This window comes from Brevundimonas sp. (assembly GCF_003248455.1).
In the GTDB taxonomy this organism is placed as follows: domain Bacteria; phylum Pseudomonadota; class Alphaproteobacteria; order Caulobacterales; family Caulobacteraceae; genus Brevundimonas.
On the sequence record NZ_QFNM01000020.1, the window covers coordinates 26,272 to 52,069 of the forward strand.

A 25,798-nucleotide genomic window follows, 5' to 3' on the forward strand; every position below is an offset into this window, starting at 1 on the left:
AACAGAAAGATGCGACGGGCGGCGGCGTGCGAGTCGGTCCGCGACTAAGGAAACCCGATGGCCGTCTGGCGCATGATCGCGATCGCCCTGGTGCTGTTTTCGGCCGCCTGCGCCTCGGGCGGCGGCGTGCGGGGCCAGGCCCAGCCCTATGATTTCGCACCCTGGGGCCAGGACGATTATCAGTATCGGCTGGCCGCAGGCGACGGACTGAGACTGAACTTTCTGGTCGAAGACGGATTGAACGCCGATGTCGTCGTGGGGCCGGACGGGCAGGGGGTTTTTCCGGTGATCGGGCCGGCGCCGGTCGGCGGCCTGACCGTGCGCGACGCCAGCCAGCGTCTGACCGAAGCCTACGCCGGGGTGCTGCGCAATCCGCAGGTGCAGATCAGCGTGGCGACCTATGGCGCGTCGCAGATTTACGTCGGCGGCGAGGTCAAGACCCCCGGCGTGGTGCAGATTCGCGGCGAGATGAACACCGCCCAAGCCATCTTCGCCGCCGGCGGTTTCGCCGAGACGGCCGGAACGGGCAAGGTGGTGGTGCTGCGGCGCGTCGCCGACGGGCGGCTGGCCTCGCGGATCGTGGACGCCAAGGCGCTGCTGAACACCGATGCGCGGCAGGATTTCCTGCTGCATCCCGGCGACCTGATCTTCGTGCCGCGCAGCGCCATCGCGGAGGTCAACCTGTTCGTGCGGCAATATCTGAATGGGGTGCTGCCGTTCAACTTCGGCTTCAGCTACGACCTGAACCGCTTCCGATGAGAGCGCTGGCGGGGCGGATCGGCCGCGCGTCGCCCTATCTGACGGCCGTCGTCGAACAGGGCCTGTTCTCGCTGTTGAACCTGGGCGTGGTGCTGGTCCTGGGCCGGCTGATGTCGCCCGAGCAATTCGGGGCCTGCGTCTTCTGGTTCTCGGTCGCCTATGTGCTGGCCAGCGTGCAGAACGCGATCAGCGTGGCGCACCTTCAGGTTCTGGCCGGCGGCCGGGGCCTGGACCCCGCGCGGTTCGAGACCGAACGGTTGATGCTGGGCGCCGCCACGTGCTTCTGGTTGGCGGTCGCGCTGGGCGCGGCCGTGACGATCGGGATCACCCGCGGCGGCGCGTTCGGCGTCTGGACGGCGGCGGCGTTCACGCCCGCCTATCTGCTTCAGCAATATGTGCGGCTGACTCTTTTCAGCCGGGGCCAGGGCCGTGCGGCGGCGGTCCAGACCGGGGCGGTGCTGATCGTGGCCGTCGCCCTGCTGGCACTGGGGAGCCTGCTGTTCAACCCGTTAAGGGCCGAGCAGGTGCTGGGGCTCATGGGGACGGCCTATGCGGTCGTGGGGCTTGTCGGCCTGGCGCGCGCCAGCAGGGGCCTGTGGGGCGGTCTGATCCGCGCCCTGCCGGGCTATGTCGCCTACGGCCGGCAGTCCGGCTGGCTGTTCCTGGGGGTGTCGAGCACCGAGATTCTGGCGCGGTTCTATGTCTTCGCCGTCAGCGCGGCCTATGGGCCGGGCGTCCTGGCGGCGCTGTCGTTCAGCCAGACCTTTCTGCGACCGGCCCCGCTTCTGGCCTCGTCCTGGAGCATGGCGGCGAGGAACGACCTGGCGGCGCGGCGGGACGCCGGCGATTGGCGCGGCTATGTCCGGCTGCTGAGCGTGTCGGCCGCGGCCGGGGCGGTCTTCGCCCTGTGCTGGACCGGGCTGATCTGGGCGGCGTGGCCCACGATCACGGAACTGGCGTTCGACGGCAAATACGCCGACGCGCGCTGGATGCTGCCGCTGTGGGGCTTGAGCGCAGCCTTCGGCTTCGTCCAGGTGGCGGCCAGCACGGGATTGCAGATATTGAAGGCGTTCAAGGCCCTGGCCATCGCCAACGCCTCGGCCTCCGCCGTGGCGGCGGTCGGGGTGCTGTGGGGCATCGGCCGGCTGGGGCCGGGCGGCGCCATCGTGGGCACGGCGGCGGGCCAGGCGTTGGAAGCGGCGGCCATGCTGGCGGTGCTGGCGGTGCTGATCCGTCGTCTCAGGCGCGGCTGAAGCGCCGCTCGATCTCCACCCCCAACAGCAAAAGCACCGCGCCGAAGATGGAGTTGGCGGTGAAATAGCTGCTTTCCATGAAGTTGTGGCCGAACACCATCAACGGAAAGACGCCCAGCAGGAGCGCCGCGGCCAACATCCGCCGGTCCCCGCCGACGGCCTCGCGGATCAGCCCCAGGCCGCCGAAAACCCAGCGCATCAGGATGAGGACGGCGCCGGCCAGGCCGACCAGGCCGGTCGTGACCGCCAGGTCCAGGAAGCCGTTGTGCGCCTCGTTGGTGAAGGCGTCGGGCTGGGCGAACCAGGCGTCCGTCTGCAGGCTGGGTTGGACCGATGGGTCGATGTCCCAGAACGAACCGAAGCCCCAGCCCTGGATCGGTCGCCTGACGAACTCGTCCCAAACGAAGGTCCAGACCTCGGTGCGCTGGGTGAAGGTGACGCCGGCGAACGGCGCCCAGGGATCGTCGCCGACCACAAGACAATAGGCCAGCCAGCCGAACGCCGCTCCGGCCAGAACGGCGCCGACGACGGCGATCAGCCCCAGCCGCACGATCCGACGCTGGGCCATGACCGCGACGATGGCCGGGGTGGCGCAAGCCAGGGCGGCGAACAGGCCCATGCTGGTCTTGGACAGGCTGGCGATCAGAAGCACGACAGCCATCGCCGTGACGCTCCACCAGAAGGCGCGGGTCCGCCAGTCGCTGCAGGCCCAGGCGTAGGTTCCGCAGACGAACCCGGCCAGCAGCATGACGGCGCCCAGGGTGTTCTTGTGCGAATGTATGGCCGCCAGGCCCAGGGGCGTCATCGACACGCCCGGCGCCGCGATCCAAGACAGAACATCCACCCCGACCAGCACGGCGCATCCGGTCGCCATGGCCAGATGCAGCCGCCGGCTGTCGCCCAGCCCGATCGCGATGGCGACGCAGATCGCCAGATTGACCGAATAGAGGATCAGCCGCCGCGTCGACACCGTCGGGTCCAGCGCCCAGCGCGTCGTCAGGGCGAACCAACCGAACAGGGCCAGCAGCGGCAGAAGCCTGAGCGTCATGGCCGGCAGCGCCCGACGACGGAACCACAGCAACGGCGCCGACAGGGCGAACAGACCCAGCCAGACGACGCGGTTCACGGGCGACGCCTCGGCGCCGCCGGTCAGGGGATCGATGGCGATCTCGTGCTGATAGGGATTCGGACCGATGCAGACGTAGAGCAGCATCAACACCAGCACCGCCCCGGCCCACAGGGCAAGCAGGCGATCCGCCTGGGCCTCGCGCCTGTGCGCGTCCGCATCCAGGCGTCCCCGCCAGGCCTCCAGGCGGGCGGCGTCAGTCACGAGGGCGGGCGGATTTGAGCCCCAGGCGGAAGGCGACCGAATCGATCAGCCCCAGTCCCAGACCGTAGAGGCCGCGCACCAGATAGCGTCTCCACAACCGGCCAGGCTCGCGCGCCAGACGATACAGCCAGACCAGCCCGCGATCCTCCATCCACCGGGGCGCGGACGGCGTGCGGCCGGTCAGGGTGGTGATGGAACTGCCGATGCACAGGCCCAGGCCCGTGGCGCGGCCGTCGTCGATGATGCGCTGGCAGAACTTCTCGGACTGGGGCGGTCCCATGGCCACGAACACGAACCGGCCGGGATGGGCGGCGACGAAATCGACGGCGGCCCGCACGGCGTCCGCATCGTGGATGAACCCCATCGGCGGATTGTGATGGGCGACGCGCGTCAGGCCGAACTGTCCGGCGAGGTCGGCGATCGCCGAGGCGTCGCCGCCGATGACGGTGATCGGGTCGTCCGGCGCGATCACCTCGTGGAACAGCCGTTCGACGATGTGGCAGCCCGGCGCGAAGCCCAGGTCAACGCCGCCGAGCGCGGCCGCCTTTCGCAACACGCGGCTGTCGTTGGTGCTGAGCCAGGCGCGGCCGCTGATCTGGTCGAACTCCGCATCCTGGCGGCGCAGCCAGGCGTGTTCGGCGTTCGGCGTGATCAGGATGTCGAACGGCAGGTCCGCCGGGCGGGCGGCCAGGGCCGCGACCGCCTGATCCGTCGTCAGCGGATGAAACCGCAGCCCGGCGAAGCGGATTTCGAGTTCCGGTCGAAAGACGTGGCGGGGCGACAGGCTGTTCATGATGCGACCGTTCTGCGTTGCGGCGGCGCAAACTGCAATTCGCTTGCCGCTTTCAACCGTCGCGCGCGACCTGGCGTGGTTCTTGATATAGGGGCCGCATGAGCCACGCCGCCTTGCCATTGTCGAACGAAACCCCGGCCTCGCCGCGCCTGGCGGGCGGGCGCGACGTGCGCCTTGGCCTGGCGATGAAGCGCCTGATGGATATCGCCGTTTCGGCCGTGCTGCTGGTGATGCTGGCGCCGCTGCTGCTGGCGATCGCCCTTCTGGTCAAGGCGACCTCGCCGGGCCCCGCCTTCTATGGCGTGGACTGGGTGGGGCAAGGCGGCCGCCGGTTCCGGGGCTACAAGTTTCGAACGATGGTGATCGGGGCCGACCGTCAGGAAGAGGCCTTGCAATCCCGAAACGAGATGCGGGGTCCTGCTTTCAAGATGGAGAACGATCCGCGCATCACACGGCTGGGTCGCGTGCTGCGCCGCTACAGTCTGGACGAGTTCCCGCAGTTGTGGAGCGTGCTGAAAGGGGACATGAGCCTGGTGGGGCCGCGTCCGCCGCGCGCGCACGAATACGTCCGCTTCACTCCGTTCCAGATGGGCAAGATGGCGGTCAAGCCGGGCATCACCTGCCTGTGGCAGGTCGAGGGCCGCCACCGGATCAACGATTTCGATGAATGGGTGCGGCTGGATATCCGCTATATCGAGACTTGGTCGCTGGGCCTCGACCTCTGGATCCTGGTCCGCACGGCCGGGGTGGTGCTGCGGGGAACCGGCGCATGAGCGCGGACATCAGCGTCGTCATCCTGAGCTATGACCGCGTCCACCTGCTGGAGCGGACGCTGCGCGGCTGCACGACTCAGGGCGGCGACTGGGGCGCGTTCGAGGTCATCGTGGTGGACAACCATCCCGACCAGCTGGCGCGCGGCCTTGTCGAACGGCTGGCGGCCGAGACCGGCGTCGCCATGACCTATCTGGCCGATCCGCGCCGCAACATCTCCATCGTCAGGAACAAGGGCATCGCCGCCGCCCAGGGCCGCTACGTCGCCTTCATCGACGACGACGAAGAGCCGCAGCCCGGCTGGCTGGCGGCGCTGACCGCCTGCCTGGACCGCACCGGGGCTGACGCCGCCTTCGGGCCCAAGCTGCCGGAGTTCGAGGGCGGCCGCGCCCCGGACTGGGACCCCGACGGCTGGCGTTACACGCTGGACTTCAGGATGCCGGCGGACGAGCCGATCGCCATGTTCGGGCGCCTGCGCAGACGCGGCAAGGGCCTGGGCAGCGGCAACGCCGCCTTTCGCGTCTCGACCTGCCTGGACGGGCCGGAGCCGTTCAGCGTCGCCTTCGGCAACGCCAATGGCGAAGACACGCAACTGCTGTTCCGCCTGGCCATGGCGGGGCGGCGCTTCGTCTGGTGCCCCGAGGCCGTGGTGCGCGAATTCATCGAGACCAGCCGGGCCAGGCCCGATTATATGATCACCCGCATGAAGCGCGGCTCGCAGCACTATGCCGTGTGTCGGATAGACACCAGCGACAACAAGCTTCTGACCACGATCAAAGTCGGGCTGCTGGGCCTGGCGCAGACGGCGGTGCACGCCGGGCTCTATGTCGCGACCGGCGAATTCTTGGACCGGACACACCGCTACGATCACCGGATCGGCATGGCCAAAGGCTTGGGCAAACTGACCTGGCGCGCGCCCATCGGCTTCATCGAGGAGACGGCGGCGTGAGCGAGGCGGCGCCCGATCTGACGCTGGCCATCCTGACCTATGACCGGCCCCGGGGGCTGGAGGCGACCCTGCGATCCTGCCTGGCGCAGCGAAACACGCTGGGGCTGACGATGGAGATCGTCGTGGTCGACAACCATCCGGCCGGGGCGGGCGGCGAGGTGGTCGAGGCTCTGTCCCCGGCGTCGCCCTGGCCCATCCGCTATGTCTCGGACCTGGCGCGCAACATGGCGACGTTGCGCAATCGCGGCTTCATGGAGGCGCGCGGACGTTGGCTGGCGGTAATCGACGACGACGAGACGGCCGATGCCGACTGGACCGACGCCCTGGTCGGCGCCTTGAAGGCCACGGGCGCCGACATTGCGGTAGGGCCGCGTTTCGCCGTGTTCGAGGAGGGCGGCCCGCCCGCCTATGATCCCGAAGGGCGCCAGTTCGTGCGCGATCTGGGCTTGCCCGACCTGTCGGAGATCGCGCTGACCGGGCCGTCGGGTCGCCCGCGTTACGGCCTGGGCACCGGGAACTCCATCTTCGACCTGAAGCGGTGCTTTCCCGACGGGCGGTCCGCCATGCGCGAGGCGTTCGGCGATGCGGGGGGCGAGGACGCCGAGCTGTTCGTGCGCCTGCATCGCCAGGGACGCCGCATCGTCTGGGCGGCCAGGGCGCGCGTCACCGAGACGGTGTTCCGAAATCGGACGGCGATCCCCTATCGGCTGCTTCGCACCCGTCGCGAAACACAACACTATGTCTCGATCTACATCGACGGGGCGCGCCACCCGGCCCTTGCGAGGGTGGAGCTTTTCGTCAAAGGGTTAATCCAGACGGCGCTTGGCGGCGTTCTGTCGTGGCTGACGCTGGAGCATCGCTCGACCTCGCGCCTTCGGTGGAGGCTGTTGATCCAGCACGGTTTAGGCAAGCTGACATGGCGTCGCCCTGTCGGCTTCATCGACGAGGCGTCCGCTTGACGACGACGACTTGCCTTAACCCTTTGCGTTAAGGGGCCGTCGCCCCGCCACCGCTAGTATCCGCACACGGCACGCATCTTGGACTATGCGGGGCCGAACCGTCATCGCCGAAGGACTTTCTCATGCTGACCCAGATCGACCGACCCATCGTCTCGAAGGCGGCGCCGAAGCCGCCGATCGGGGGCCTGAAGCTTTATGGGGACGGCGCCAGCCTGGCCGACTTCTCGCGCCTTCACGCGCAGGGGATGGTGACGGGATTCACCACCAATCCGACGCTGATGTTCAAGGCGGGGATCGCCGACTATGCCGATTTCGCGCGCCAGCTGATCGCCCTGATCCCCGACATGCCGCTGTCGTTCGAGGTCTTCTCGGACGATTTCGCGGAGATGGAGCGTCAGGCGCGGCTGATCGCCGCCTGGGGCGACAATGTCTATGTGAAGATACCGATCACCAACACCCAGGGCCAGTCCAGCCTGCCGATGGCCCGCGCGCTGGCGGCGGATGGGGTGAAGCTGAACATCACCGCCATGCTGACGCTGGAGCAGGTGGCCGAAGCGGTCGACATCCTGGCCGACGACACGCCCGCCATCCTGTCGGTCTTCGCGGGCCGGATCGCGGACACCGGCGTCGACCCCGTGCCGGTCATGCGGGCCGCGGTCGCCATGGCGGCGCGCAAGCCCCAGGCCGAGGTTCTGTGGGCCTCGACGCGCGAGGTGCTGAACGTCTTCCAGGCGGCCGAATGCGGGTGCCACATCATCACCGCCACCCCTGACATCCTGAAGAAGCTGGACATGGCGGGCAAGGATCTGACCGATCTCTCGCTGGAGACCGTGGCCATGTTCCGCGCAGATGCGGTGGCGGCGGGTTTCAAGCTGTAATCATGGCTGGACGGCGCGCCATATTTCTGGACCGCGACGGCGTGCTGAACGACGTCGTCTGGCGCGACGGCAAGCCGGCCTCGCCGCGAACCGTTGGCGAACTTCGGATCGCGGAAGGGGCCGCGCAGACCGTACAGGCGTTGCGGACGGCCGGCTATCTGACCTTCGTCGTGACCAATCAGCCCGACGTCCGGCGCGGGAAAATGACTGGCGAGGCGCTGGACGCCATTCACGCCGCCCTGGTCCAGGCTGTGCCGGTCGATGCGGTGCGGGCCTGCCTGCACGACGACGCCGACCAGTGTAGTTGCCGCAAGCCAAAGGCAGGGATGCTGCTGGACCTGGCCGCGCGCTGGAATGTCGATCTGTCGCAAAGCTGGATGGTCGGCGACATGGATCGCGACATCGTCTGCGGACGCGCAGCCGGGGTTCGGACCGTGCTTCTGGATCGTCCCTACAACAGCCGGTCCGGCGCCGACGTGATCGCCGCCGACGTAAGTCAGGCGACCGCCCTTATTCTTCAAACCACGCCGGCCGCGCCGGCCCCCGTACTTCAGGACTGAATTCATGTTCGTCGATCATTTCTTCGCCGCCGCCGAAAAGGCCATGGCCGCCATCGACCGCCAGGCCGTCGAAGCCATGGCCCAGCGCCTGGCCGAGGTGCGCGAGCGCGGCGGACGTCTGTTCCTGATCGGCGTCGGGGGCAGCGCGGGCCACGCCAGCCACGCCACCAACGACTTCCGCAAGATCTGCGGTTTCGAGGCCTATTGTCCGACCGACAACGTTTCGGAACTGACCGCCCGCATCAATGACGAGGGCTGGGAAGGCACGCTGTCGACCTGGCTGGAGACCAGCCGGCTGAAGGCCGAGGACGGTCTGTTGATCTTCTCGGTCGGCGGCGGCAGCGTCGAACCGCCCGTCAGCGCCAACATCGTGCGCGCCATCCAACTGGCCAAGGCGCGCGGCGCCATGGTCACGGGAATCGTCGGTCGCGACGGCGGCTATACGGCCCAGGCCGCCGACGCCTGCGTGATCGTGCCGACCGTCGACCCGCAACTGATCACGCCCCTGGTCGAGGGGCTGGCCGCCGTGGTCTGGCACCTGCTGGTCTCCCATCCGGCGCTGGCGCTGCACAAGGGACACTGGGAACAGATCGCGCCCGTCGCCGCTTCGGCCGCCTGAGCCGCCGCCCATGATCACCACCCGCACCCCGCTGCGCGTCACTCTGGGCGGCGGCGGCACCGACCTGGAAAGCTATTACCGCAACGACGGGGGCTTCATCTTCGCCATGGCGCTGGACAAATACATCCGCGTCGTCGCGCACCGCCCCGCCTTCGACGACCGGGTCGTCGTCTATGGCCCACAGCCCGAGGTGTCGCCGCGCGCGACCGAGGTCCAGCATGAACTGGTCCGCGCGGCCCTGATGGCCCACGGCTTCGACGACCGGCTGGAGACCGCGTCCCTGGCCGATATCGCGGGCGGGACGGGCCTGGGGTCGTCGTCCAGCTTCCTGGTCGGCTTCCTGAACGCCCTGCATGGGATGAAGGGAGACACGCCATCGCCCCAGGCCCTGGCCGAGGAGGCGTGCGACCTGGAAATCCGCGTCCTGAACAAGGGCATCGGCAAGCAAGACCAGTATATGGCGGCCTTCGGCGGCCTGACGACCCTGGACATCGCGCCGGACGGCCGGGTGGCGGTCAACCGGGTCCATCTGGACGCGGAGGTCGAAACGGCCTTCATCGAACACACCCACATCTACTACACCGGCCTGCGCCGGGACGCCGCCGTGGTTCTGGCCGACCAGAACGCCGCCATGATGTCCCAGGCCGCCCCGCGCCGCGAGACGGTCAGCGACAGCCTGGGCTTCATCAAGGACCTGGGCTACCGCATCCGCGACGCCTGGGTCGCCGGCGATCTGGACGGCTGGGGCCGGATGCTGGACGAGCACTGGACCCAGAAAAAGAGGCTGTCGGGCAAGATCAGCTGGTCGGCCGTCGACGATCTCTACGACCATGTGAAGCGCGACCTGGGCGTGACCGGCGGAAAGGTGATCGGCGCCGGGGGCGGGGGGTTCCTGATGCTGTTCCAGCCCGGCGACGGCGTCGCGCTGGAGGCCTATATGGCCAGCCAGAACATGCCGCGCCTGCGATACGGCGTCGATCGCGCCGGCTCCCGTCAAATGGTGGAAACGCCCCGGTGATGGTGCGGGCGGGCCAGGTCCCGAACTGGGGCGTGCGCGCGCGCGCGCCGCTGCGGCTGGGCCTGGCCGGCGGCGGTACGGATCTGTCGCCCTATTGCGATCAGTTCGGCGGGGCCGTCCTGAACGCCACCATCGACCGCTTCGCCTTCGCTCACATCGACGCCCATCCCGAGGGACGGTTGGCCTTTCGCGCGCGCGACATCGGGGTCGAGGAGGTCATGGACCCGGTTCTGCCGCCGACCCATGGGGGCGAACTGGCGCTGCACCGCGCCGTCTACCGCCATGTCGCGGAGCAATGGCTGGACGGGGCGACGCCGGCGCTGACGGTGTCCACCACCTCCGATGCGCCGGCCGGCTCCGGTCTGGGATCGTCTTCGGCATTGGTGGTGGCCCTGGTCGAGGCGTTCCGGGTGGCGCTGGACCTGCCGCTTGGCCCCTATGACGTGGCGCGCCTAGCCTATCGGATCGAGCGGGTGGAGCTGGGATTGGCCGGCGGGCGTCAAGACCAGTATGCGGCGGCGTTCGGCGGCGTGAACTTTATCGAGTTTCTGGCCGAGGAGCGGGTGGTGGTGAACCCGTTGCGGGTGCGCCGCGCCTATCTGAACGAGTTGGAATCGTCGCTGGTGGTCTGTTTCACCGGCCAGTCGCGGCGCTCCGAAACCATCATCAATGCGCAGGTGAGGGGGCTGACCGAACTGGACGCCTCGGTGCTGGACGGCATGCACCGGCTGAAGCAGGACGCCATGGCGATGAAGGAGGCCGTTCTGGAAGGCGACATTCGCCGCGTGGCGCGGGTGCTGATGCGTTCGTGGGAGGCCAAGAAGATGACGGCGGCCGGCATCGCCACGCCAAAGGTCGATGCGCTGTTCGACCTGGCCCTGGGCGAGGGAGCCTGGGGCGGCAAGGTGTCAGGCGCGGGCGGCGGCGGCTTTCTGATGTTCTGCACCGATCCAGAGAACCGCTATCGCCTGACCGCCGCCTTGAACGAGGCGGGCGGGGCCGCCAGCGCGGTGAAATTCACTTTGGACGGGGCCGAAGCCTGGAGCGTGCCGCGATGAGCGCCGGCCAGGCGGTGTTTCTGGTCGGCGGCCGCGGCTCGCGTCTCGGCGAACTGACGGCCGAGACGCCCAAGCCTCTGCTGCCCGTGGCGGGGCGGCCCTTCATCGAGCATCTGCTGGCCAAGGCGGTGCGCGAGGGTTTCGACGACCTGATTCTGTCGGCCGGTTATCGCCACGAGGCGTTGGAGGGCTATGTCGGCCGTTGGCGCGGCGCGGCGCTGCGGCTGTCCGTCGAGCCGGAACCCCTGGATACGGCCGGCGCCGTGGCCCACGCGCTGCCCCTGCTGGACGATCAGTTTCTTCTGGTCAACGGCGACACCTGGTTCGATTTCGACTGGCGCGGTCTGGGTCTGTCCGAAGGACTTTCCGGCATGGTCGCGGCGCGCGAGGTCTCGCCTGCCGATCGCTACGAAACGCTCGACGTCGAAGGCGGCCGCGTCGTCGCCATCCGGCCGCGCGCGGCCCTGGCCTCGGGCGTCATCAACGGAGGCGTCTATCGGTTCAGGCGCGATGTCTTCGCCGGCGTCCACGGCCGCGTCTCGCTGGAAAAGGACACCCTGCCGCGCCTGTGCGCCAGGGGCGTGCTCGGCGCCGAAATCAAGGACGGCGACTTCGTCGACATCGGTTTGCCGCACAGCCTGGCGGCGGCCGAGCAGGTGGCGGGCTTGGCCAGGCCATCTCAGCCATGGGTTCGCTAATGGAAGTCGCGCGATCCGGGCAGGATGCGCGCATCGCGCGGATGGCGATGGGGCGGCAGACGCGGAAGCTGCGGATTCGCCACGACGTCGGCGCGGGCCAACTGCACCTGGGTTTCATGCTCCTCTGACAGACGCGACAGTTCGTCCGAGCGGTCGATGACGTGGCGGACGACGAGATGGACCACGTTCTCGGGACTTTTCTCGACCACGCCTTCGACCTGCATCAGGCGGGCGGCCATGACCTCTCGACGGAACTGCTCGAACAGGCGCGCCCACAGGACGACATTGACGACGCCGGTCTCGTCTTCCAGCGTGACGAAGATGGCGTTGCCCTTGCCTGGCCGCTGGCGGACCAGGACGACGCCCGCGACCCGCACCAGGGAGCCGCCGCCACGGGCCTCGGCCTCGGCGCAGCTCAGCACGTTTTCGGCGGCGAAGACCGGGCGCAGCAACTGCATCGGATGGGCCTTCAGCGACAGGCGCGTGGTCTGGTAGTCGGCGGCGACGTGTTCGCCCAGCGGCATCGGCGGCAGGCGGGCGTCCGGCTCGGCGCCCAGTTCGCGGGCCCCGTGCTGAAGCGCCTCGGCGGCGGCGAACAGGGGCAGGGGATCGTCATCGGGCAGGCGACGGACCGCCCACAACGCCTCGCGCCGGTCCAGGCCCAGGGACCGGAAGGCGTCGGCGTCGGCCAGCTTCCGCATCGCCGCGCCGGGCAGAGCGGCTCGCCGGGCCAGGGGCCGATTAACCCCGGGCAGGTCCGTCAGCATTTCGACGAAGACTGGAAGGGTGGTCTTGTCCGTCTCTTCGCCGGCGATCCGGTGAAGCACCATAACCTCACCATCTTCCATGCCTCTCAGCTTGGAATTGGGGTTCACCTTCGGGTGCATGAGCCCCTCAAGGACATCGCAAACCATTGCGAGGACCGAGCGGAACCCCGACGATACTTGGGAGAACGGAGTCTCGATCATGACGGCCCTGGTCGGTCCGGACGTCGCGGTCACGACGACACAACGTTCTCTGGCTTCGTCGCGGCGGACAACTTCGAACTCTTGGTCTATGGCTAGGATAGACCGCAAGGTGCGCACGACCGCGTCAAACTCGGCAGGGCGGAGCTTGAGCAGCCACCGCTCAGGTTTCGATAAGGTCGCATCGGTCCTGAACAGGGTCGTTATGGCGCGTGCAGGCGAATACCGCCTTGTCTTGTCGTTCACGCCGTTCCTCCGGACCTGAAAGTGGAAGTGGAAATTCTTGTCGACATAGGGGTTCAGGAAGACGGATTTGTCGATCGGCGGACCGTTCGGCCATAGTCCAGATGTGGCGTAGGCGGTCAGCGTTTGCAGATCCGGTATGGCGCAGCGATCACCGATAACCGGGAAGAGATCGGGCTCCTCCGGGGCGCAGACGTTGCAGATTGCGTAGATGTTCTCCCAGCTTTCGGCGAGCCAAGCGTAGTAGACCACCCGGATTCGCATGGGAAAGGAACGGAAAGGGTAGAAACCTGCAGATTTCCCCTTTGAGACCGCGAGTCGCAGCAACTGGGAAAACCGACATCAATTATGAGCCGAGGGAGGCAATCAATTCTGACGTAGATTCGGAAAACGGTCGAAACGGCGGTCAATTGTGAAACGCCACACGAGCAGGCGTCGCCCGGAAGCGTACTATTGTTTATCGCCTAAGATATATTATCGGAAATCTAGACATATGATATTCAGCAGCCCCGGCTAGGACTTGGCTGCGACCCCGATGTGGGCCTTTCCGCGCCGACGGGCGATCTCCATCTGGCGATGGCGCTCGGTATAGCGGGCGCGTTGTTCTTCGTCGCGGGCGTCGTGACAGCGCGCGCAACAGACGCCTTCGACATAATGCGGCGAGGTTCGGCCGGCCTCGTCAACCGGCAGGCGGCAGCCGCGGCACAGGGTGTGCGGCCCTGGGCGAAGGCCGTGGCCGACCGACACCCGTTCGTCGAAAACGAAGCATTCTCCGCGCCAAAGGCTGTCTTTTTCATCCACAGTTTCAAGATAGCGTAGGATGCCGCCTTCCAGATGGTGAACGTTTTCGATCCCTTCGGCCTTGAGGAAGGCGGTGGATTTCTCGCAGCGGATTCCGCCGGTGCAATACATGGCGACCCGGCGCGCGCCCGTTTCGGCCAGCAGGGCGCGGCCTTCGCTGCGGAACCAGTCGGGGAAGTCGCGGAAGCTTTCGGTGTTGGGCTGCACCGCCCGCTCGAAGGCGCCGATCTCGCCCTCATAGGCGTTGCGCGTGTCGATCACCAAGGTCTCAGGGTCGGCGATCAGGGCGTTCCAATCGACGGGCGAGACATAGAGGCCGGCGTCGCGCGCGGCGTCCAGGCCCGGCTGGCCCATGGTGACGATCTCGGCCTTCACCCGCACCTTCATGCGGTGAAATGGCGGGGCGTCGGTCCAGGCGTATTTCAACTCCAGGGTCTGGAAACCCGGCATGGCGCAGATGACGCTCAGCACCGCCTCGATGCTGTCGGCCCAACCGGCGATCGTGCCGTTGATTCCCTCCGGCGCGACAAGCAAGGTGCCCCTCACCTGCCCGGCGTCGCAGGCGTCTTGCAGCGTCTGGCGCACCGCCGGAGGATCGGCCACTGGGGCGAACCGATACAGCGCCGCCACGCGGACAGGTGGATCGGCCGGGATGTGAAGGTCGGTCATTGAGCGGACCCTTGTGCGCCGCGCCGGGATTGGCGCGCCCTGCAGGACTCGAACCTGCAACATCCCGCTTAGAAGGCGGGTGCTCTATCCCGTTGAGCTAAGGGCGCTTCTGGCCGGACGCGGGCGTCAGTGCGTCCAGGGTTGCTTGCGATTGGTGGCGAAGTTGTCGGCATAGGCCTTGATGATCATCGGCGGATCGTTCGGCTCATGCAGGCGGAAGGCGATGCCGTGCCGTTCGGCGTATTCGACGGCCTCTTCCTTCGAATCGAAGTTCAGGCGGACCTGGCCGTTCATGTCGGTCGAGCTGGTCCAGCCCATCAGCGGGTCGATGGTGCGCGCCGAAGCCGGTTCGAACTCCAGCCGCCAGTCGCGGCTCTTGGCCTTGCCCGACTGCATCGCGGTCTTGGCCGGGCGGTAGATGCGAGCGAGCATGGGCGGGTCCTCAACAAAGGCGGGCTTTCGCCCCTGCCATAACGCGCGCCGGATGCGGAATCCAGCGGCCTTCCGTTGGTCGGGGCGAGAGGATTCGAACCTCCGACCCTCTGGTCCCAAACCAGATGCGCTACCAGGCTGCGCTACACCCCGGACCGAACGGAGCGCCCTATTGGCACTTCGCGCGGCAAACCGCAATCAAGGCTTGAAATAAGGATGCAAAACCTTGTCGCCAGGCCGGGCGTTGATCTCGGCCGCGCGACCCGCGCGCAGTTCCAGCACGCCGTTGGCCGCGCCGTTCGAGGGGATCGGCGCCTCCGAAAAAGGCGTCGCGTGCGAGGCGATGGAGACGATGCGCCCATGCGGGTCGATATAGAGGATGTCCAGCGAACTGGGCGTGTTGCGCATCCAGAAGCTCTGTTCGCGCGGCGCTTCGCCGGGCCATTGGAACAGCATGCCGCGATCCGCTTCCAGCGGCGGGCGGAACATCAGGCCGCGCTGGCGCTCATGGTCGTCGTCGGCGATTTCGACCCAGAACGGATGCTCGCCCGTGGTCGTGACGATCGCCAGCCGTTGCAGCGGCTCGCCGTTCGGCCCGACCGGCGCCTTGGCCGCGCAGCCGGCGGCGGCCAGCATCAGCATGGCCGCAAGAAACAGTCGTCTGGTCGCGTCGATCATGCGCCTCTCCTGGGCGCCCCGGTGTCAGCCGCCCGTCCTGATGTCCGCGACCACCAGTCCCTTAGGACCATTGGCGAATCGCACCCGCACCATGTCGCCGGGAACCAGATCATCCAGGCCGCAGCGACGCAGCGTCTCGATATGGACGAAGATATCGCCTGGCTCGCGATCGCGCACGACGAATCCGTAGCCCTTGGTGCGATTGAACCATTTGACCAGGGCGGTCTCCAGTTCGTCGTCCGACGCGCTGGGAGGGGTCGGCGGCGGGGACGCGCGGCGAACCGCAGGCGTCGCCTCGCCCTCGCCCAGCGCATGGATCGCGACCGTCTGCCAGCCCTTGGGACGTTTGACGCAATCGCAGGTGATCGGCGCGCCTTCGTCCGCCGCGTCTCGACCCAGATCGCGGAGGCTGCTGATATGGAGCAGCACGTCGCGCATCTCCGTCAACGTCGGATCGTCGGGAACGATGAACCCATAGCCCTTCACCGCATCGAACCATTTTACGCGGCCGATGACGCGAACGGTCTGCGCCGTCTCCATCTCGCTGTAGTCAGACAACTTAAGACCCCCGTCCGCGCCTCCAGCGGACCAGGCCTATATTTAACACTGTTCCGCGAAAGTTTGGAAAGCGGAAAGTGCACGCGAGAAGCGAAGATTACCGTTTTGGGACAATGACCCCGACTGCATAAGCCATGACCGAAGGCGTCAAGAACGCCCAGTCACCGAATATCGAAAACGGAAATCAAACGCGGATCAGAGTTGATCTACTCGATGATCGGCCTGCCGCGTGGCAGTCCCTAGGGGAGTCGAACCCCTCTTTTCAGGTTGAAAACCTGACGTCCTAACCGATAGACGAAGGGACCGCTGCGCGGGAGAGCCGGCGATATAGCCGCGCCCTCGGAACGGCGCAAGCTTGGATTTTCAGTTTTTTGGACGGGCTCAGACCATCCGGGGATCTGACACGTCCTCGATCTCGAACTGCACGCCCTTGCGTCCATTCCAGTCGTCGGCCTTCAGCCGCCCGACCACGCTCAAGCCCCCCTGCCCCGACAGCAGCGCCTGTCCCGCCGGCAGGTCGGCGCAGCGCCAGGCGATGGCCCGCACTGCCGCGCCGTCCGGCCCGACCAGACGGCAGCGGACATGGCCGCCATTCATCGCCACGGGTTCGCGCGCCTGAACGCCGCTTAGCGCGAAAGCGGGCTCGGGGTTGGCGGGGCCGAAGGGCGCCAGTCGTTCGAACGATTCGAACAGAGCCCGCGTCGCCGCAGCGGGGTCGATCAGGGCGTCGATCTCCAGCGCATCCAGGGCGATGGCCTGGATGCGTTCGCCGGCCAACCGGTCGTTGAGGAAGGCGCTCAGTTCGGTCAGCCTAGAGCCGTCCATCGTCAAGCCGGCGGCCATGGCGTGGCCGCCGCCGGCGATCAGCACGCCCGCCTCCCACGCCGCTTGGATCGCGCGTCCCAGGTTCATGCCCGGCTGGGACCGGCCCGAACCCTTGCCGACGCCCGTGACCGGGTCCAGGCCGATGACGACGACCGGTTTGCGCCACCGCTCCCTCAGACGGCCGGCGACAATGCCCACGACGCCGGGGTGCCAGTCGTCGCCCGCCACCACGATCACGGCGCTGTCGTCAACGTGGGCGCCGGTCGCCTCGACCCGACGCACGGCCGCCTCTGTCACCGCCCGCTCCACCTCGCGCCGCGACAGGTTCAGGGCGTCCAACTCCATGGCCAGGGCCTGCGCCTCCGCCGGGTCGTCGGTCGACAACAGGCGTGCGCCGAGGTCCGAGCGACCGATCCGGCCGCCTGCATTGATTCGCGGCCCCAGGATGAAGCCGGCGTGATTGCTCTTGGCTGGTCCGGGCTCGGCGCCGGCGGCCGCCAGAAGCGCGCGAAGTCCCGGATTGCGCCAGTCGCTCATGACCTTCAGCCCCAGCCCCGTCAGCGCCCGGTTGAAGCCCGTCAGCCCCGTGACGTCGCAGATGGCCCCCAAGGCAGCCAGGTCGAGCCATTGGCGGATGTCGGGTTCGGGCCGTTCGGCGAACAGGCCGCGCCGCCGCGCCTCCCGGTTCAGCGCGGCCAGCAGAACGAAGACGACGCCGGCCGCCGCCAGATTGCCTTGGCCCGAGTTGCATCCCGGCCGGTTGGGGTTGACGACCGCAAGCGCCTTGGGCGGCTCGCTGCGCATCATATGGTGGTCGATCACCACGACGTTCAGGGCGATCGCGGCGGCGTGGGCCAGGGCCTCGTTCGCCGCGGCGCCGCAATCGACCGTGATCACCAGATCCGCGCCCGCGGCCTTCAGGGTGTCGAAGGCCTTGGCGCTGGGGCCGTATCCCTCGGTCAAGCGGTCGGGCACATAGAGAGGCAGGTCATGGCCCATGGCGCGGAACCAGCGCACCAGCAAGGCTGCGCTGGCCGCGCCGTCCACATCATAGTCGGCGAAGACATGGATGCGGGCCTTGGCCTGCAAGGCATCCAGGATCGCCTCGGCCGCGGCGTCCATGTCCATGAAACTGGACGGATCGGGAAACAGGGCGCGCAGGGTGGGCGTCAGGAAGTCCGCGCCCTGATCCGCCGGCACCCCGCGCGCGGCCAGGGCGCGCGCCAGCACCTCGTCCAGGCCCAGGGCCTGCATGTGGGCGCGCACCACGGCCGCGTCGGCCGGCCGCTGTCGCCAGGCGCGGCCCGACAGGGATCGGGAGACGCCGAGAAAGGCGGTCAGGGTCTTTGCGGCGCTGTCGTCTGCCATCGGGGCATCATCGGCAGATTCCGCCGTCAAGGCGACCGCCTGAGCGACCTTCATCGCGCCGGGCGGCGATCAATCGGCGGGGGCGCCTTGGCCCGGTCGCGCAGGCTCTGGGCGAAGGCCTCGATCTCGGCCTGGGTGCGGGCGGCGGCGGGCGAAACCGGCGCAGCCTCGACCTTGGCGGCGATCTGCGCGGCCAGGGTCTCGGCGTCGTCCAGGGTCCACGCGATCCCGGCGATCTCGCCGTTCAAGGCGGCGCGGTCGGTCTGAAGCCGCTGGGCGTTACCAGCCACCTGACGCACGTCCGGCAGGCCGGTCGGCGCGGCGGGGAAATCCTCCCAGCGCGGATAGCGGCGGTTGGCCTCGACCAGTTCCTGCACCCGCGGCGCCAGCGGGGACGCAACGTCGGTCTTGGCGGCCAGGCCGCTGGAGCAAGCGCCGAGCGCCGCCGTGGCCGCGACCGCGGCGACCAGGATCATCTTTTTCGAGAGCGGCGCGTTCATTTCCCGGTCGGTCTTATGCCATCATGGCCCAGCGCGGAAGGGCGGATGAACCGGCCTCTGGCGCAGGAAGCGCGAAGGACGATCATGGCCAAGCCTCCCCCGCCCCCGAAAGCCCCCGCGCGGGGGGCGCGAAAGGCCGGCCGGCCGACCTCCGTCAAGCCTCGCCAGACCAAGACCAAACCCCAGATCGCCGCCGAGTCCTCCCCGCCGCCGCCCGCCGAGGCGCCCCGGTCCGGCCGCCCCGGCGCGGATCAGGCCGCCTTGATCGAGACCCTGTCGATCAACCTGGCCAAGGCGGCGATGACGGCCCAGGGGGCGATGGCCGAGGCCGCGCTGAGCCAGGCGACGCGAAGCGCGGATGGCGCGGCGGCGTCTCCCGACCCGTTCAATGTCGCGCCAGCCCTGGCCTCGGTCATGACCAGCCTGGCGTCCCGGCCCGAAAAGCTGTTTCAGGCCCAGGCCGATCTGTTCGGCCGCTATATGGACCTGTGGAGCAGCACGGCCCGTCAGGCGGCGGGCGAGACGCCCGATCCGCCGCCGGTCGACAAGCGGTTCAAGGATCCGGCCTGGGCCGAAAACCCGATGTTCGACCTGATGCGACGGTCCTATCTGCTGACCTCGGACTGGATGAACGGGTTGATCGCGGGGGTCGAGGATGTCGATCCTGCGGTGAAACGCAGGGCCCAGTTCTTCACTCGCCTGCTGACCGACGCTTTTTCACCCGCCAACTTCCTGGCGTCCAACCCGGTGGCCCTGAAGGCTCTGGCCGAAACCAGCGGGGAATCGCTGGTCAAGGGGATGCGGAATTTCGCCGCCGATCTGGAACGCGGCGGCGGTTCGCTGCGCATCAGCCAGGCCGATTACGGCAAATTCGTCGTGGGCGAGAACGTGGCGACCGCGCCGGGCCAGGTGATCTGGCGCGACGAACTGTTCGAACTGATCCAATACGCCCCGGCTGGCGAGACGCAGCACGAGATTCCGCTGCTGATCTTCCCGCCGTGGATCAACAAATTCTACATCATGGACCTTCAGCCGGGGAACTCGCTGATCCGCTGGCTGTCGGCGCAGGGGTTCACCGTCTTCGTCTGCTCGTGGATAAACCCGGATCGCGACAAGGCCGGATTCGGCTTCGACGACTATCTGGAGAAGGGCGTCTATCGCGCTGTCGAGAAGACGCTGGAACAGGCCGGGACGGAACGCCTGAACGCCGTCGGCTATTGCATCGGCGGCACCCTGCTGGGGGCCGCCCTGGCCCATATGGCGGCGAAGGGCGACACGCGGATCGCCGCCGCGACCTTCTTCGCCGCCCAGCACGATTTCGCGGAAGCCGGCGACCTGCTGCTGTTCACCGACGAACATTGGATCGCGGAGATCGAGCGTCAGATGGATGCGGCGGGCGGCGTCCTGCCCGGCGCGGCGATGGCCGAGACCTTCAACGCCCTGCGCTCGAACGACCTGATCTGGTCCTTCTTCGTCAGCAACTATCTGTTGGGCAAGACCCCGCCGGCCTTCGACCTGCTGTTCTGGAACGCCGACCAGACGCGGATGCCCAAGGCTCTGCACCTGGCCTATCTGCGCCGGATGTATGGCGAAAACGCCCTGGCCAAGGGGACGTTCGAGATCGGAGGCGTGACGGCCGACCTGTCGAAGGTGACGATCCCGCTCTATTTCCAGGCCAGCCGAGAGGATCATATCGCGCCGATGAACTCGGTCTATCGCTCGGCGCGTCTGTTCGGCGGGGACGTGACCTACACCCTGGCCGGTTCGGGCCATATCGCCGGAGTGATCAACCCGCCGGCGGCCGGGAAGTACCAACACTGGACCAACCCCGCCCTGCCCGCTGCCCTGGCCGAATGGCAGGCTGGCGCGACCGAGCACCCGGGCAGTTGGTGGGACCACTGGGCGGCGTGGCTGAATGACCGGTCAGGCGGACAAGTCCCCGCTCGCGATCCGGCCAAGGGACCGCTAAAGCCCATCGAGCCGGCCCCCGGCAGCTATGTGAAAGTGAAGTCTTGAACCGTCTCGAACCGAACGCCCTTCTGGCCCTCAGCACCGGGGTCGCCCTGGCCCTCCTGGTCATGACCGCCAGCGTCTTCGGCGAGCCGGGCAATACGGTGAAATACGTCGTCTCGGCGGTGATCTGCGCCGGCGCCTTCGTGCTGCTGAACGGGCGCATGGCGCGTATGATGAAGAGGCCGGCGGTCCAGCCCATGATCCACGCCGACGCGCCAGGCACGGCCGTATGGGCGGGGCTTTTTCCGCTTATGGTGATCGCCATGGCCTGTGCGCCGGTTTTCTTCGCTGGCCATGACTATGGGCTGCTGGTGATCGTCGCCGCCGTCATTTTCGGCCTGACCATCGATTCGGCCATCCGGGCGCGCCGCGCCTAACGGCGACGCAATCCCGTCGGGCGCGGTGATCGCCTCAGATCAGGCCGGTGGCCTCGTCCAGGCCCAGCATGATGTTCAGGTTCTGCACCGCCGCACCCGACGCCCCCTTGCCCAGGTTGTCCAGCAGGGCGACCAACCGGGCCTGTTCGCCGTGCCGATCGCCAAAGACGTGCAGGCGCAGGCGGTTGGTGCCATTCAACCCCTCGGGTTCGACGCCGGTCATGGCCTCGGTCTCCTCCAGGTCCGCGACCTCGACGAAACGTTGGGCGTCATAGGCCTCGACCAGGGCGCCGTGCAGCCGTTCGACCGAAGGCGTCTCCGGCAGGGCCGCCAGATGCAGAGGAACCTCGACCAGCATTCCTTGGCGATAGTTCCCGACCGCTGGGGCGAACAGGACGTCGCGGCCCAGCCCGGAGTGTTTGGTCATCTCCGGCACATGCTTGTGCTTCAGCGACAGGCCATAGGCGCGATAGGCGGTCGCGGCGCCTGGCGCCTCGAATTCGGCGATCATGGCCTTGCCGCCGCCGGAATAGCCCGACACTGCATTGACAGCGACTGGATAGCTGGCGGGAACCAGCCCCGCCTTCACCAGTGGGCGCATCAGGCCGATGAAGCCGGTCGGATAGCAGCCGGGGTTGGAGACGAATTGCGACCGCGCGATCAGCTCGCGCTGGGCCGCGTCCATTTCGGGAAAGCCGTAAGCCCAGCCCGGCGCGACGCGATAGGCGGTCGAGGCGTCGATCACCTTTACGGCGGGATTTTCGACCATGGCCACGGCTTCGCGCGCCGCATCGTCGGGCAGGCACAGGATGACCGCGTCGGCGCTGTTCAACGCCTCGCGCCGCGCATCCACATCGCGACGACGCTCACCCAGCAAGACCAGTTCCAGATCCGGGCGCGCCTCCAGACGCTCGCGGATCTCCAGCCCCGTGGTGCCGGCCTCGCCGTCGATGAAGATGGTGTGGGTCATCGCCCGCCTCGTGAAAAAGAAAAAGGGCGCTCCGGGTCTCCCCGAAGCGCCCCAGTTCCAAACCGCGTAAACGCGATCAGCGCTTCGAGAACTGGAAGCTGCGGCGAGCCTTGGCGCGGCCGTACTTCTTGCGCTCGACGACGCGGCTGTCGCGGGTCAGGAAGCCGTGCGGCTTCAGGACCTTGCGCAGTTCCGGTTCGAAATGCGTCAGGGCGTGCGACAGGCCGTGGCGGATGGCGCCGGCCTGGCCCGACAGGCCCCATCATCTGCAGCACCGGACGGGCGAAATAGGCGGCCACGTCCTTGCCGTTCACGGTGATCTTGCCGGCGCCGGGCTTCACCCACACGCGGGCGATGGCGTTCTTGCGCTTGCCGGTCGAATAGGCGCGACCCTGGGCGTCCAGCTTCTGGACATAGACGGGCGCGTCGTTCTCTGCCGAGGCCGACAGGCCCTTCAGGGCGTCGAAGCCTTGCAAGGACTGGGCGGCGGTTTCGGTGTTGGTCACGTCGGTCATGCTCAGACGCTCCGGGTGTTCTTGGGCGACGCCGACTTGAAGTCGATCGTTTCCGGTTGCTGGGCTTCGTGGTCGTGCTGGCTGCCGGCGAACAGGCGCAGGTGCGTCATCTGCTTGCGGGCCAGGGGGCTTTCCTTGGGCAGCATGCGCTCGACGGCCTTTTCAAGGACGCGCTCGGGGAAGCGACCGCCCAGGACCTTTTCCGGGGTCGTCGACTTGACGCCGCCGGGGTGGCCGGTGTGGCGATAGTAGATCTTGTCGGTGTTCTTCTTGCCGGTGAACACCACCTTGTCGACGTTGGTGACGACGACATAGTCGCCGCAATCGACGTGCGGGGTGTAGTCGCCGCGGTGCTTGCCGCGCAGACGGTTGGCGATGAAGGTCGCGAGACGGCCCACCACGACGCCTTCGGCGTCGATGTGAATCCACTTCTTCTCGACCTCGGCCGGCTTCAACGAAGCCGTAGTGCTCTTCAGCATGAGGGGGTTCCTGGAGACGAAAATCGGGTTCGGCCCCTGCAGGAACCGAATGAAGGCGCGCTGATACCGGAGACAATCGGTCGCGTCAACGGGGGAAGATTGCGACGAACGACATCAAATAGCTGATTACACAGGATATTCTGGATGCGGTATTAAAATACCTTGTCATACGGCGATTGCGGGCGTTACGAAATAACAGATTTCGTCATCAAACCATGACGTTTCCCCGCCATCCGAAGCGGAAAGCCTTTCGGAGCATCCCATGCATCTTCATCGTCGCGGCCTGATCGCCTCCAGCGCCGCCCTCGCCTTCTCCGGCCTCGCCCGCAGCGTTCAGGCGGCCGACGAGACCTATCTCAACGAGGTCGAGGGCTATGGCCCGCTGAAACGCGACGCCAACGGCCTGTTGGACCTGCCGGACGGCTTTTCCTACCGCATCGTGTCTCAGGGCGGCGAGACCATGGCCGACGGCCTGCTGGTTCCCGGTCAGTTCGACGGCATGGGCTGTTTCGGCCTGGGCGGAACTCGCGTCGCCCTGGTGCGCAACCATGAACTGAAGGGCTCGTCTGCCGCGCACCGGACTTGGGGACCGGGCGGTTATAACCAGCAGCGGATAGGACTGGTGGATGCCGCGCGCGCCTATGACACCTATAAGGACGGCCGGCCTCTGCCCGGCGGCACGACGACGGTCGTCTATGATCTGTCGACCGGCAGGACAGAGCGCCAGCACCTCAGCCTGGCGGGCACCAGCACCAACTGCTGCGGCGGCCCTACGCCATGGGGATCGTGGCTGAGCTGCGAGGAGACGGAGGAAACGCCGGCCGACGCCGACGTGACCAAGCCGCATGGCTATGTCTTCGAAGTGCCTGCGCGCGCCCCAGGTCTGGTCGATCCCGTTCCTCTAACCGCCATGGGCCGCTTCGACCATGAGGCGGTGTGCGTCGATCCGCGCACCGGCGTCATCTATCTGACCGAGGATCGACAGGACGGCCTGTTCTATCGCTTCATTCCCGAAGCGCCGGGCGAACTGGCCAAAGGCGGACGGCTCCAGGCCATGGTCGTCCGGGACCGCAAGAGTGCGGACACCTCCAATCACGATGCGCGGCTTTGGTCTGTCGGCGACTGGCTGGATGTCGACTGGATCGACTTGGCCGAGGTCGAAAGCCCCAAGGCCGACTTGCGCCAGCGCGGCCATGCGGACGGCGCCGCCCTGGTGGCGCGGGGCGAAGGCGTCTGGTGGGGGGACGGCGAGCTCTATCTAACCGCCACCTCGGGCGGCCCGATCCAGCGGGGGCAGATACTGCGCTATGTCCCCTCTCCCGACGAAGGCCGGCCGGGCGAGATGCGCCGTCCAGGCCGAATTCAACTGTTCGTCGAAAGCACCAATGAAAAGACGCTGAACATGGGCGACAACATCACCGTCGCGCCCTGGGGGCATCTGATCGTGTGCGAGGACAACTATTCCGCCGAGGTCAGGAATCACCTGAAGGGCGTGACCCCCGACGGCAAGATCTACACCTTGGGCCGCAACGTCTTTCAGGGAAACTCGGAATTCGCCGGCGCCGTCTTCTCGCCCGACGGCTCGACCCTGTTCGTCAACATCCAGTATCCGGGAATGACCCTGGCCGTCACCGGCCCATGGCGCGCGGGCCTGACATGAAGATGCGAGGCTGGGCGCGCAGAACAACCCACAGGTTCGCCGTCGCCACGGCCAGGACGACGGCGGCCCCGCCCTGGTGCAGCACGCCCAGCCAGACCGGCACGGCGTGCATCAGGGTGACGATCCCCAGAACAGCCTGGGCCCAGATCACGCCAGCCAGGGCGAAGGCGCCCAAGCCCATGCCCTCGGCCGCGCGCCAGCGCCAGGCCTGGAAGGCGTAGATGCTGACCGCGATCAGCAGGCCGTAGGCGACCAGCCTGTGATTGAACTGGGTCAGGGCCTGGTCGTGCAAAAAGGCCCCCGCCCCCAGACTCCAGTCGGCCGGCGGCAGGACCTGGCCGTTCATCAGCGGCCAGTCGGTATAGACCAGACCCGCATGGCCGCCCGCGACCAGGGCGCCCAGCAGGCATTGAACGAACACCACGCCCAGCAACAGGCCCGCGCCCCGCGCCCAGCCGGCGGGCGGGCGGCCGTGATCCTCGCCGTTCCACGCCTCCAGCCCCGTCCAGATCAGGGCGGCGAACAGCACGAAGGCAAGGCCCAGGTGCGTGGCCAGCCGTTCGGGCGCGACGCTGACCCGCTCCGACAAGCCGCTAGACACCATCCACCAGCCGACCAGACCCTGAAGCCCGCCCAGCGCAAGCAGCACCACGCAACGCCAGATCAGGCGATCCGGCATGGCCCATTGGCGGAAGATCGAGCGCGGCGGCGCGACGCGGCAGAGCAGGAAGAACGCCAGCGGCAGGGCGAAGATCGCCCCGACCAGCCGCCCGACCAGACGGTGCAGCCATTCCCACCAGAAGATGCCTTGGAACTCGCCCAGGCTCATGCCGGCGTTGACCTGAGCGTATTGAGGGATCTGTTTGTATTTCTCGAACGCCTCGTTCCACTGGGCGTCGTTCAGCGGGGGTATCGCGCCCATGATGGGCTTCCACTCCGTGATCGACAGGCCCGATCCGGTCAGGCGCGTGACGCCGCCGATAACGACCATCAGAAAGACGATGGCCGCCGTGGCGAACAGCCACACGGCGACCATGCGATTACGATCTGGATTTCCGAAACGGTTCATTCGACGCCCGACGCTGACCCGGATATGCTGT

26 protein-coding genes, 3 tRNA genes and 1 pseudogene are annotated in these 25,798 nt (G+C 67.5%); 14 read left to right on the forward strand and 16 right to left on the reverse strand.

Annotated elements, in window-relative coordinates; all coding sequences use genetic code 11:
• The first annotated feature begins 57 nt into the window (after positions 1 to 57).
• Together DI624_RS08855 and DI624_RS08860 are read left to right on the forward strand one after the other, a co-directional pair.
• Positions 58 to 759, forward strand: coding sequence for a polysaccharide biosynthesis/export family protein (locus tag DI624_RS08855; protein ID WP_291537416.1), 702 nt, complete (start codon positions 58 to 60; stop codon positions 757 to 759).
• Positions 756 to 2,012: a hypothetical protein gene (locus tag DI624_RS08860; RefSeq protein WP_291537418.1), complete on the forward strand. Its 1,257-nt coding sequence runs from the start codon at positions 756 to 758 to the stop codon at positions 2,010 to 2,012. The genes DI624_RS08855 and DI624_RS08860 overlap by 4 nt, the downstream gene beginning before the upstream one ends.
• Here DI624_RS08860 and DI624_RS08865 read toward each other — a convergent pair.
• Positions 1,999 to 3,342 (reverse strand): O-antigen ligase, encoded by a 1,344-nt coding sequence (locus DI624_RS08865; protein ID WP_291537419.1) that lies wholly within the window; start codon positions 3,340 to 3,342, stop codon positions 1,999 to 2,001. The genes DI624_RS08860 and DI624_RS08865 overlap by 14 nt on opposite strands.
• A complete protein-coding gene (locus tag DI624_RS08870) occupies positions 3,335 to 4,135 on the reverse strand; it encodes a WecB/TagA/CpsF family glycosyltransferase (protein WP_291537420.1) in 801 nt (266 codons plus the stop codon). The genes DI624_RS08865 and DI624_RS08870 overlap by 8 nt, the downstream gene beginning before the upstream one ends.
• A 98-nt stretch (positions 4,136 to 4,233) precedes the next feature.
• Here DI624_RS08870 and DI624_RS08875 point away from each other — a divergent pair, with 98 nt between their 5' ends.
• The 9 genes from DI624_RS08875 to DI624_RS08915 all read left to right on the forward strand — a co-directional run bounded on the left by DI624_RS08875 (position 4,234) and on the right by DI624_RS08915 (position 11,645).
• Positions 4,234 to 4,908 carry a sugar transferase gene (locus DI624_RS08875; protein WP_291537422.1) on the forward strand — a complete coding sequence of 225 codons (675 nt, stop codon included), beginning with the start codon at positions 4,234 to 4,236 and terminating at the stop codon, positions 4,906 to 4,908.
• Positions 4,905 to 5,855 carry a glycosyltransferase family 2 protein gene (locus DI624_RS08880; RefSeq protein ID WP_291537423.1) on the forward strand — a complete coding sequence of 317 codons (951 nt, stop codon included), beginning with the start codon at positions 4,905 to 4,907 and terminating at the stop codon, positions 5,853 to 5,855. The genes DI624_RS08875 and DI624_RS08880 overlap by 4 nt, the downstream gene beginning before the upstream one ends.
• A complete protein-coding gene (locus DI624_RS08885) occupies positions 5,852 to 6,814 on the forward strand; it encodes a glycosyltransferase (RefSeq protein WP_291537424.1) in 963 nt (320 codons plus the stop codon). The genes DI624_RS08880 and DI624_RS08885 overlap by 4 nt, the downstream gene beginning before the upstream one ends.
• 122 nt (positions 6,815 to 6,936) lie before the next feature.
• Positions 6,937 to 7,692, forward strand: a complete 756-nt coding sequence (locus DI624_RS08890) for a transaldolase (protein WP_291537425.1) — start codon at positions 6,937 to 6,939, stop codon at positions 7,690 to 7,692.
• A 2-nt stretch (positions 7,693 to 7,694) separates the two neighbouring features.
• Positions 7,695 to 8,252 (forward strand): HAD-IIIA family hydrolase, encoded by a 558-nt coding sequence (locus DI624_RS08895; RefSeq protein WP_291537426.1) that lies wholly within the window; start codon positions 7,695 to 7,697, stop codon positions 8,250 to 8,252.
• Positions 8,253 to 8,256: 4 nt separating this feature from the next.
• Positions 8,257 to 8,871 (forward strand): SIS domain-containing protein, encoded by a 615-nt coding sequence (locus DI624_RS08900; protein ID WP_291537427.1) that lies wholly within the window; start codon positions 8,257 to 8,259, stop codon positions 8,869 to 8,871.
• Positions 8,872 to 8,881: 10 nt separating this feature from the next.
• Entirely contained in the window at positions 8,882 to 9,889 is a 1,008-nt protein-coding gene (locus tag DI624_RS08905) for a hypothetical protein (protein WP_291537428.1), read from the forward strand.
• Positions 9,889 to 10,947 carry a dehydrogenase gene (locus DI624_RS08910; RefSeq protein WP_291537429.1) on the forward strand — a complete coding sequence of 353 codons (1,059 nt, stop codon included), beginning with the start codon at positions 9,889 to 9,891 and terminating at the stop codon, positions 10,945 to 10,947. The genes DI624_RS08905 and DI624_RS08910 overlap by 1 nt, the downstream gene beginning before the upstream one ends.
• Entirely contained in the window at positions 10,944 to 11,645 is a 702-nt protein-coding gene (locus DI624_RS08915) for a sugar phosphate nucleotidyltransferase (protein ID WP_291537430.1), read from the forward strand. The genes DI624_RS08910 and DI624_RS08915 overlap by 4 nt, the downstream gene beginning before the upstream one ends.
• On the opposite strand, the gene DI624_RS08920 is transcribed toward DI624_RS08915, so the two are convergent.
• The 10 genes from DI624_RS08920 to DI624_RS08965 all read right to left on the reverse strand — a co-directional run bounded on the left by DI624_RS08920 (position 11,642) and on the right by DI624_RS08965 (position 18,684).
• Positions 11,642 to 12,493 (reverse strand): OB-fold nucleic acid binding domain-containing protein, encoded by an 852-nt coding sequence (locus tag DI624_RS08920; RefSeq protein ID WP_291537431.1) that lies wholly within the window; start codon positions 12,491 to 12,493, stop codon positions 11,642 to 11,644. The genes DI624_RS08915 and DI624_RS08920 overlap by 4 nt on opposite strands.
• A gap of 873 nt (positions 12,494 to 13,366) precedes the next feature.
• On the reverse strand, positions 13,367 to 14,323 hold the full coding sequence (locus tag DI624_RS08925) for a rhodanese-related sulfurtransferase (RefSeq protein ID WP_291537432.1): 957 nt from the start codon (positions 14,321 to 14,323) through the stop codon (positions 13,367 to 13,369).
• A gap of 30 nt (positions 14,324 to 14,353) precedes the next feature.
• Positions 14,354 to 14,430 (reverse strand) — tRNA-Arg (locus DI624_RS08930).
• Between the two features lie 19 nt (positions 14,431 to 14,449).
• Positions 14,450 to 14,755 carry an ETC complex I subunit gene (locus DI624_RS08935; RefSeq protein WP_291537433.1) on the reverse strand — a complete coding sequence of 102 codons (306 nt, stop codon included), beginning with the start codon at positions 14,753 to 14,755 and terminating at the stop codon, positions 14,450 to 14,452.
• A gap of 76 nt (positions 14,756 to 14,831) precedes the next feature.
• A tRNA-Pro gene (locus DI624_RS08940) sits at positions 14,832 to 14,908 on the reverse strand.
• Positions 14,909 to 14,953: 45 nt separating this feature from the next.
• Complete coding sequence (locus DI624_RS08945) at positions 14,954 to 15,433, reverse strand: DUF192 domain-containing protein (RefSeq protein ID WP_291537434.1); 480 nt, start codon at positions 15,431 to 15,433, stop codon at positions 14,954 to 14,956.
• Positions 15,434 to 15,457: 24 nt separating this feature from the next.
• Complete coding sequence (locus tag DI624_RS08950) at positions 15,458 to 15,973, reverse strand: cold-shock protein (protein ID WP_291537499.1); 516 nt, start codon at positions 15,971 to 15,973, stop codon at positions 15,458 to 15,460.
• A 248-nt stretch (positions 15,974 to 16,221) separates the two neighbouring features.
• Positions 16,222 to 16,296, reverse strand: a tRNA-Glu gene (locus DI624_RS08955).
• Between the two features lie 76 nt (positions 16,297 to 16,372).
• Positions 16,373 to 18,184, reverse strand: coding sequence for a single-stranded-DNA-specific exonuclease RecJ (recJ, locus tag DI624_RS08960; protein ID WP_291537435.1), 1,812 nt, complete (start codon positions 18,182 to 18,184; stop codon positions 16,373 to 16,375).
• 50 nt (positions 18,185 to 18,234) lie between these two features.
• A complete protein-coding gene (locus tag DI624_RS08965) occupies positions 18,235 to 18,684 on the reverse strand; it encodes a hypothetical protein (protein WP_291537437.1) in 450 nt (149 codons plus the stop codon).
• A gap of 84 nt (positions 18,685 to 18,768) precedes the next feature.
• Here DI624_RS08965 and phaC point away from each other — a divergent pair, with 84 nt between their 5' ends.
• Both phaC and DI624_RS08975 read left to right on the forward strand, forming a co-directional pair.
• Positions 18,769 to 20,700 carry a class I poly(R)-hydroxyalkanoic acid synthase gene (gene phaC / locus DI624_RS08970; RefSeq protein WP_291537438.1) on the forward strand — a complete coding sequence of 644 codons (1,932 nt, stop codon included), beginning with the start codon at positions 18,769 to 18,771 and terminating at the stop codon, positions 20,698 to 20,700.
• Positions 20,697 to 21,074, forward strand: coding sequence for a hypothetical protein (locus DI624_RS08975; RefSeq protein ID WP_291537439.1), 378 nt, complete (start codon positions 20,697 to 20,699; stop codon positions 21,072 to 21,074). Before phaC ends, DI624_RS08975 begins: the two co-directional genes overlap by 4 nt.
• A gap of 34 nt (positions 21,075 to 21,108) precedes the next feature.
• Here DI624_RS08975 and argC read toward each other — a convergent pair whose 3' ends face one another.
• The 3 genes and pseudogenes from argC to rplM form a co-directional block, all read right to left on the reverse strand.
• A complete protein-coding gene (gene argC / locus DI624_RS08980) occupies positions 21,109 to 22,044 on the reverse strand; it encodes an N-acetyl-gamma-glutamyl-phosphate reductase (RefSeq protein WP_291537441.1) in 936 nt (311 codons plus the stop codon).
• A gap of 76 nt (positions 22,045 to 22,120) precedes the next feature.
• A pseudogene (locus DI624_RS08985) lies at positions 22,121 to 22,559 on the reverse strand (30S ribosomal protein S9).
• Between the two features lie 2 nt (positions 22,560 to 22,561).
• Positions 22,562 to 23,038, reverse strand: a complete 477-nt coding sequence (gene rplM / locus DI624_RS08990) for a 50S ribosomal protein L13 (protein ID WP_054765955.1) — start codon at positions 23,036 to 23,038, stop codon at positions 22,562 to 22,564.
• A gap of 262 nt (positions 23,039 to 23,300) precedes the next feature.
• Here rplM and DI624_RS08995 point away from each other — a divergent pair, with 262 nt between their 5' ends.
• The gene (locus DI624_RS08995) at positions 23,301 to 24,698 is read left to right on the forward strand and encodes an alkaline phosphatase PhoX (protein ID WP_291537443.1); all 1,398 of its coding nucleotides are present in this window, start codon (positions 23,301 to 23,303) and stop codon (positions 24,696 to 24,698) included.
• Here DI624_RS08995 and DI624_RS09000 read toward each other — a convergent pair.
• Complete coding sequence (locus tag DI624_RS09000; RefSeq protein WP_291537444.1) at positions 24,667 to 25,767, reverse strand: COX15/CtaA family protein; 1,101 nt, start codon at positions 25,765 to 25,767, stop codon at positions 24,667 to 24,669. The genes DI624_RS08995 and DI624_RS09000 overlap by 32 nt on opposite strands.
• Positions 25,768 to 25,798: the final 31 nt, after the last annotated feature.